Below are 7,381 nucleotides of genomic sequence, written 5' to 3' on the forward strand. Positions count from 1 at the left end.
CGTTGATCGGGCGCCAGTTTTGCCCGTCGCGATCTGATCAAAAAACGAGCAATCCCTTGGGGGCTAGATGGATCCAGCGACTGCGCCAGCCATGAACGGGTTATCCACAGCTTGCTCCACAGTTATTGTGCGCAAGCTGCACACCCGGGCATAAGCACGGCGGTGCTTTCTTCTAATGGTGATAAACCGCGCTAACTGACTGTTTCTGTTTGAAAATTTCGTTTCGTTGGGTGAATTGAACGAAAAGTGAACAAACCGCGCAAAGCCACGTGACAGAAGGGTTACAGCGGAATGTACTCAGGTTATCCACAGTCGGGTGCACAGCCGTTGTGGGCAACTCTGTGGAATAAGGAAAACGGGGGATGCCCTAAAAGATCGCAGCCTTCGGCAGCTCCTGCATTTGAAATGCGTTCCCCTGTAGGAGCTGCGGAACGCTGCGATCTTTTGATCTGGGCTTCACCGCTGCAACAAAATCCGTCCACGACTCAAATCCGCCAATTGGCTTTGCAACAACTCGATCTGCGCCTCACCCACCGCCAACTTCAACTCAACGCCATTGGCGGTAAAATTCTCTTCCACCACCAGCCCGCCCAAATCCGCCACGCGCAACTTCACCAACGCCAACTCGGCAAACCCGCAGGCGCAACTCAGCGGCACCCGGCTAATCAGCTCAATCTTGGCCGCCGTCTGCAGGCACTTGTTCGCCCCACCGCCATACGCCCGGGCCAAACCACCCGTGCCGAGTTGAATGCCGCCGTACCAACGGATCACCAGCACCGCGACCTGATCGCAGTCCTGCGCTTCAATCGCCGCCAGAATCGGTCGCCCCGCCGTGCCGCCGGGTTCGCCGTCGTCATTGCTGCGGTATTGATCGCCGAGTTTCCATGCCCAGCAGTTGTGCGAGGCGTTCAGATCGCTGTACTGCTCGAAAAACGCCTGCGCCTCGGCAGGACTGCCGATCGGCGTGGCGAAAGTGATAAAGCGGCTTTTGCGAATCTCTTCGCGGTACTCGCAAAAACCGCTGAGGGTGAAAGGCATAAACGTCTTATAGAGGAGGAGTGAGGCCGCAGCCTTTGAGAATGATGCGGATCAGGTTGTTGCCGGCGTCTTCCATGTCCTGCTTGGTCAACTTGCTGCGACCGCTGACGCGGCAGATCTGCGTGGCGAAGTCAGCGTAATGCTGGGTGCTGCCCCACAACAGGAAGATCAGGTGCACCGGATCGACCGGGTCCATTTTGCCCGCATCAATCCACGCTTGAAACACCGCCGCACGGCCGGTGAACCAGGCGCGGTAATCCTGATTGAAATATTCGCTGAGGCATTCGCCGCCGCTGATCACTTCCATCGCAAAGATCCGCGAGGCCTGTGGCTGACGACGGGAGAATTCCATCTTGGCGCGGATGTAGCGGGTCAGCGCTTCGGCCGGATCGTCTTCGGCGGTGAGGGTGTTGAAGGTGCTGTCCCACAACTCGATGATGTTGCTCAGCACCGCCACGTACAAACCAAGTTTGTTGGTGAAGTAGTAATGCAGGTTCGCCTTGGGCAACCCGGCATTCTGGGCGATGGTGTTCATGCTGGTGCCTTTGTACCCGTGACGGGCGAACTCGTCTTCGGCGGCTTTGAGGATGGTCTCTTCGTTCTTCTGACGAATGCGGCTGGCGGGTTTGCCGCCATGGGCTGGGACTTCAAAGGTCATAGGCACTTCCGGGTTTGTCTGTGGGTGCAACCAGTTGCGTTGATAGCGCACCCACAGGCATCCGACAAGTCCTTGCGCGATAAAACCGTTACGCCTGTTCGATCTTGTTCAGCGGCGCGGGCACTTCAGTGGCCTCGGTTTTCGACTCCGGAAGCAGCAGGCACAGGATGATCGCCGTCAGGCCACCGCTGGTGATGGCCGAGTCGAACAGGTTCTGCACCAGTTTCGGCAGCAGGTGCAGCAGGTTCGGTTGCGCGGCAATGCCCAGGCCGACGCCGAACGAGGTGGCGATGATCGACATGCTGCGCCGATCCAGCGGTGACTGCGCGAGGATGCGCACACCCGCAGCGGCCACCGCACCGAACATCACCAGGGTTGCGCCACCCAGTACCGGTTTCGGAATCTGTTGCAGGACTGCGCCGATCATCGGGAACAGGCCGAGGCAAAACAGGATCGCGCCGATGTACAGACCGACGTAGCGGCTGGCGACGCCGGTCAACTGGATCACGCCGTTGTTCTGCGCGAACGTGGTGTTAGGGAAGGCGCTGAAAGTCGCGGCGATCATGCAACTGACGCCATCGCCAAGTACGCCACCGCGCAGGCGACTTATATAGGAAGGGCCGCTGATCGGCTGGCGGGCGAGCATGCAGTTGGCGGTGAGGTCGCCGACGGTTTCGATGGTGCTGATCAGATAAATCAGCGCGACCGGCAGGAAAGCTGTCCAGTCGAAGCTGAAGCCAAACTTGAACGGCGTAGGAAAACTCATCAGCGGCACGTCAGGCAAGGGCTGCGGTAGCAGTTTCCCACTGAACCAGGCAGCCAGACTGCCGAGCAGCAGTCCGATGATGATTGCCGACAACCGCACCCACGGAGTATTCGAGCGGTTAAGCAGAATGATCGTCAGCAACACAAACACGCCCAGCGCCAGATTGCCCGGCGCACCGAAGTCCGGCGCATTGAAGCCACCGCCGAGATCAGTGATGCCGACCTTGATCAGGCTGATGCCGATCAGGGTGATAACGATGCCGGTTACCAGCGGCGTGACCACGCGACGCAATTGACCGATAAAGCGGCTGAGGACGATCTGCACGATTGCGCCGAAAAAGCACACACCGAAAATCATTGCCAGAATGTCTTCCGGACTACCACCGCGTTGCTTGACCAGAAATCCGGCCGACAGCACCGCACCGAGAAAGGCGAAACTGGTGCCCTGCAGACAAATCATCCCCGCGCCGATGCCGAACGGCCGCCGCGCTTGAATAAAGGTGCCGACGCCCGAAACCATCAACGCCATGCTGATGAGGTACGGCAAATGCGCGGTCAGCCCGAGCGCCGAGCCAATCACTAGTGGCGGGGTAATGATGCCGACGAAACTGGCGAGCACGTGTTGCAGCGCGGCAAGGACTGCGGCGGCGGGTTTGGGGCGGTCGTTGAGGCCGTAGATCAGGTCGCTGGACGGTGCGGAATCAGGCTGCATGGCTTAAGGCTTCTTGTTGAAGGATCGGGTTGATCCTGCTCTGCAAAAAGCTGTCCACTTGCTCAGGTTATTTGCCGTATTTGTCGCCAGGGCCCAACGCTGGCAGGCCTCGGCGGATTTTCAACGCGTTGCCGCCAGACTCTCCAAAAAGCTTTCCAGCACCAAATGAGGGCGCCGGCCCTTGCGCGTGACCGATGCGAGGCTCAGGTCATAAAAACGCGTTTGCGCCTTCAACGCGCGCAAGCGACCTTGCTGCACCCAGAGGCTGGCGTAGTGATCCGGCAGATAGCCAATGTAGCGCCCGGTCAAAATCAGAAACGCCATACCCTCACGGTCAGAAGCACTGGCTGTGCAATTGAGCGCTTGGTAATGCGCTTGAATATCCGCCGGCAAACGAAAGGTCGGGGCAATCGCGTCCTGACTGTTAAGGCGTTCGTCATCGAGTTGTTTGTCATCGACATAAAACAACGGATGGCCAACCGCGCAATAAAGCAGCGAACGCTCGCTGTACAACGGCTGATACTCCAGCCCCGACAAGGCACTGGCCTGCGGTACCACGCCGACATGCAAACGCCCATCGAGCACACCTTGCTCTACTTCATTGGGCGCAATCATGCGAATCTGGATCTGCACATCCGGCCCGCGTTCCTTCAACTGAGCGAGGGCGTGGGTGATGCGCATGTGGGGGAGGGTGACGAGGTTGTCGGTCAGACCGATGATCAGTTCGCCGCGCAAATGCTGGTGCAGACCGTTGACCTCAGTGCGAAAGCTTTCCAGCGCACTTAATAGCTGCAACGCCGACTGATACACCTCGCGACCTTCTTCGGTCAGCGAAAACCCGGCGCGACCGCGCTGGCACAGACGCAAACCGAGGCGCTGCTCCAGATCGCTCATCTGTTGGCTGATCGCCGAACGGCCGATGCCGAGCACGGTTTCCGCTGCCGAGAAGCCGCCGCACTCCACCACGCTGCGGAAAATCCGCAGCAAGCGAATATCAAAGTCACTGACCTGGGCCAGCGGATCGGAGCGACGGCTGCTCATCTTGTTGCTCTCATTGTTTAGCGAAGTTCTAACTGAAGGTTAGAAGAGTTGAATTTCACCGACTTTATCCTCGTGGCAATTTAGCTGCAACAACGCTTTTTATCTCCCTGACGCTTATGCCCTGCGAGGTTTTGCCCGATGAACATGCCTGAAAACGCGCCGTCGCCACTGGCCAGCCAACTGAAGCTGGACGCGCACTGGATGCCGTACACCGCCAACCGTAACTTCCAGCGCGACCCGCGTCTGATCGTTGGTGCTGAAGGCAGTTGGCTGATTGACGACAAGGGCCGTCGGGTATACGACTCGCTGTCCGGCCTGTGGACCTGCGGCGCCGGCCACACTCGCAAGGAAATTCAGGAAGCGGTCTCCAAACAGTTGGGCACCCTCGATTACTCGCCGGGCTTCCAGTACGGCCACCCACTGTCGTTCCAGCTGGCCGAGAAGATCACCGAGCTGACCCCGGGCAACCTCAACCACGTGTTCTTCACTGACTCGGGTTCCGAGTGCGCTGACACCGCGGTGAAAATGGTCCGTGCCTACTGGCGCCTGAAAGGCCAGTCGACCAAAACCAAAATGATCGGCCGTGCTCGTGGTTATCATGGCGTGAACATCGCCGGCACCAGCCTCGGCGGCGTCAACGGCAACCGCAAGCTGTTCGGCCAAGCGATGATGGACGTCGATCACCTGCCCCACACTTTGCTGGCCAGCAACGCCTTCTCCCGTGGCATGCCGGAGCAGGGCGGTATCGCCTTGGCGGACGAACTGCTGAAGCTGATCGAGTTGCACGATGCCTCGAACATCGCCGCCGTATTCGTAGAACCTATGGCCGGTTCCGCCGGCGTACTGGTGCCACCGCAGGGTTACCTGAAGCGTCTGCGTGAAATCTGCGATCAACACAGCATTCTGTTGGTGTTCGACGAAGTGATCACCGGTTTTGGCCGTACCGGCAACATGTTCGGCGCCGACACCTTTGGCGTCACCCCGGACCTGATGTGCATCGCCAAGCAAGTCACCAATGGTGCGATCCCGATGGGCGCGGTGATTGCCAGCTCCGAGATCTATCAGACGTTCATGAATCAGCCGACCCCGGAATACGCTGTGGAATTTCCACACGGCTACACCTACTCGGCACACCCGGTGGCTTGCGCCGCTGGCCTTGCAGCACTCGACCTGCTGCAAAAGGAAAACCTGGTACAGAGCGTTGCAGAAGTCGCCCCGCATTTTGAGAACGCGCTGCACGGTCTGAAAGGTTCGAAAAACGTTATCGACATCCGTAACTTCGGCCTGGCCGGTGCGATCCAGATTGCCCATCGTGACGGCGACGCCATCGTGCGTCCGTTCGAAGCCGGCATGGCCCTGTGGAAAGCCGGGTTCTACGTACGCTTCGGCGGCGACACCCTGCAGTTCGGCCCGACTTTCAACAGCAAACCGCAAGACCTCGATCGTCTGTTCGACGCGGTCGGCGAAGTGCTGAACAAGCTCGACTGATTTTTCCCTCTATATATACCTACAAAAACGGGCATGCCTTAACGGCTGCCTGTGGACAAGAATTCAGGAGTTTTCGATGAGCGTTATCCCGCATTTGATCAATGGCGAACTGGTGACCGAGAACGGTCGCGCGGTTGATGTGTTCAATCCGTCGACCGGTCAGGCTATCCACAAGCTGCCACTGGCCAGCCAGGCAACCATCCAGAAAGCCATCGATGCCGCCAAGGCTGCGTTTCCTGCCTGGCGCAACACGCCGCCGGCCAAACGTGCGCAGGTGATGTTCCGCTTCAAGCAATTGCTGGAGCAGAACGAAGCACGTATCTCGCAATTGATCAGCGAAGAACACGGCAAGACGCTTGAAGACGCTGCCGGTGAATTGAAGCGCGGTATCGAGAACGTCGAGTTTGCTTGTTCTGCGCCGGAAATCCTCAAGGGCGAATACAGCCGCAACGTCGGCCCGAACATCGATGCATGGTCGGACTTCCAGCCGCTGGGCATTGTGGCGGGTATCACACCTTTCAACTTCCCGGCCATGGTGCCGCTGTGGATGTACCCGTTGGCGATCGTCTGCGGCAACTGCTTCATCCTCAAGCCGTCCGAGCGTGATCCAAGTTCGACGCTGCTTATCGCTCAACTGCTGCTGGAAGCCGGTCTGCCGAAAGGTGTGATGAGCGTGGTGCACGGTGACAAGACTGCGGTGGATGCGCTGATCGAAGCGCCGGAAGTCAAAGCGCTGAGCTTCGTTGGTTCGACGCCGATTGCGGAATACATCTACGCCGAAGGCACCAAGCGCGGCAAACGCGTGCAGGCACTGGGCGGCGCGAAGAACCACGCAGTGTTGATGCCGGATGCCGATCTGGACAACGCGGTCAGCGCACTGATGGGCGCGGCCTACGGTTCTTGCGGCGAGCGCTGCATGGCGATTTCGGTGGCCGTGTGTGTGGGTGACCAGGTGGCGGATGCACTGGTGGCCAAACTGGTTCCACAGATCAAGGCGCTGAAAATCGGTGCCGGCACTTCGTGTGGTCTGGACATGGGCCCACTGGTGACAGGTCAGGCGCGCGACAAAGTCAGTGGATACGTTGATGACGGCGTGGCAGCGGGCGCGACCCTGGTGGTCGACGGTCGTGGTTTGAGCGTGGCAGGGCATGAAGAAGGTTTCTTCCTCGGTGGCTGCCTGTTCGACAACGTCACCCCAGAGATGCGCATCTATAAAGAAGAGATCTTCGGGCCGGTGTTGTGCGTCGTCCGAGTGAACAGCCTGGAAGAGGCGATGCAACTGATCAACGATCACGAATACGGCAACGGCACCTGCATCTTCACCCGTGACGGTGAAGCGGCGCGTCTGTTCTGCGACGAGATCGAAGTCGGCATGGTTGGCGTCAACGTGCCGCTGCCGGTACCGGTGGCTTACCATAGCTTCGGCGGCTGGAAGCGTTCGCTGTTTGGCGATCTGCATGCTTATGGTCCGGATGGTGTGCGCTTCTATACCCGGCGCAAGGCGATCACTCAGCGCTGGCCGCAACGTGCAAGCCATGAGGCTTCGCAGTTCGCCTTCCCTAGCTTGTAAGCAGGGGCGATGCAAAGAAGGCCGACTCCTTGGGGTCGGCCTTTGTGTTTTCGGGTTTTTTTGACCCATGTGACAGAATTATGAAAATAGGTGTTGACGGCAGATTTCA

The 7,381-nt window shown here is 58.8% G+C and carries 6 protein-coding genes; 2 read left to right on the forward strand and 4 right to left on the reverse strand.

The genetic code is table 11. From position 1 onward, the window contains the following. Nucleotides 1-456 precede the first annotated feature (456 nt). The 4 genes from QZR14_RS27210 to QZR14_RS27225 form a co-directional block, all read right to left on the reverse strand. A complete protein-coding gene (locus QZR14_RS27210; RefSeq protein ID WP_250603074.1) occupies nucleotides 457-1,038 on the reverse strand; it encodes an IMPACT family protein in 582 nt (193 codons plus the stop codon). 7 nt (nucleotides 1,039-1,045) lie between these two features. Beyond that, the gene (locus QZR14_RS27215; RefSeq protein WP_038360732.1) at nucleotides 1,046-1,696 is read right to left on the reverse strand and encodes a TetR/AcrR family transcriptional regulator; all 651 of its coding nucleotides are present in this window, start codon (nucleotides 1,694-1,696) and stop codon (nucleotides 1,046-1,048) included. Between the two features lie 88 nt (nucleotides 1,697-1,784). After that, on the reverse strand, nucleotides 1,785-3,173 hold the full coding sequence (locus QZR14_RS27220) for a uracil-xanthine permease family protein (protein WP_311998228.1): 1,389 nt from the start codon (nucleotides 3,171-3,173) through the stop codon (nucleotides 1,785-1,787). A gap of 120 nt (nucleotides 3,174-3,293) precedes the next feature. Beyond that, complete coding sequence (locus tag QZR14_RS27225; protein WP_250603078.1) at nucleotides 3,294-4,214, reverse strand: LysR family transcriptional regulator; 921 nt, start codon at nucleotides 4,212-4,214, stop codon at nucleotides 3,294-3,296. Between the two features lie 138 nt (nucleotides 4,215-4,352). Here QZR14_RS27225 and QZR14_RS27230 point away from each other — a divergent pair, with 138 nt between their 5' ends. Both QZR14_RS27230 and QZR14_RS27235 read left to right on the forward strand, forming a co-directional pair. Next, nucleotides 4,353-5,702, forward strand: a complete 1,350-nt coding sequence (locus tag QZR14_RS27230) for an aspartate aminotransferase family protein (RefSeq protein ID WP_250603080.1) — start codon at nucleotides 4,353-4,355, stop codon at nucleotides 5,700-5,702. Nucleotides 5,703-5,778: 76 nt separating this feature from the next. Beyond that, a complete protein-coding gene (locus QZR14_RS27235; RefSeq protein ID WP_250603082.1) occupies nucleotides 5,779-7,272 on the forward strand; it encodes a CoA-acylating methylmalonate-semialdehyde dehydrogenase in 1,494 nt (497 codons plus the stop codon). The last annotated feature ends 109 nt before the right edge of the window (nucleotides 7,273-7,381 follow it).

The organism is Pseudomonas sp. rhizo66 (genome assembly GCF_031931925.1).
Lineage (GTDB): Bacteria > Pseudomonadota > Gammaproteobacteria > Pseudomonadales > Pseudomonadaceae > Aquipseudomonas.

What these genes read in the sequence shown, in the direction of transcription:
- QZR14_RS27210 (WP_250603074.1), bottom strand. Translation starts at nt 1,038, where the DNA reads ATGCCTTTCACCCTCAGCGGTTTTTGCGAGTACCGCGAAGAGATTCGC.
- QZR14_RS27220 (WP_311998228.1), bottom strand. Translation starts at nt 3,173, where the DNA reads ATGCAGCCTGATTCCGCACCGTCCAGCGACCTGATCTACGGCCTCAAC.
- QZR14_RS27235 (WP_250603082.1), top strand. Translation starts at nt 5,779, where the DNA reads ATGAGCGTTATCCCGCATTTGATCAATGGCGAACTGGTGACCGAGAAC.
- QZR14_RS27215 (WP_038360732.1), bottom strand. Translation starts at nt 1,696, where the DNA reads ATGACCTTTGAAGTCCCAGCCCATGGCGGCAAACCCGCCAGCCGCATT.
- QZR14_RS27225 (WP_250603078.1), bottom strand. Translation starts at nt 4,214, where the DNA reads ATGAGCAGCCGTCGCTCCGATCCGCTGGCCCAGGTCAGTGACTTTGAT.
- QZR14_RS27230 (WP_250603080.1), top strand. Translation starts at nt 4,353, where the DNA reads ATGAACATGCCTGAAAACGCGCCGTCGCCACTGGCCAGCCAACTGAAG.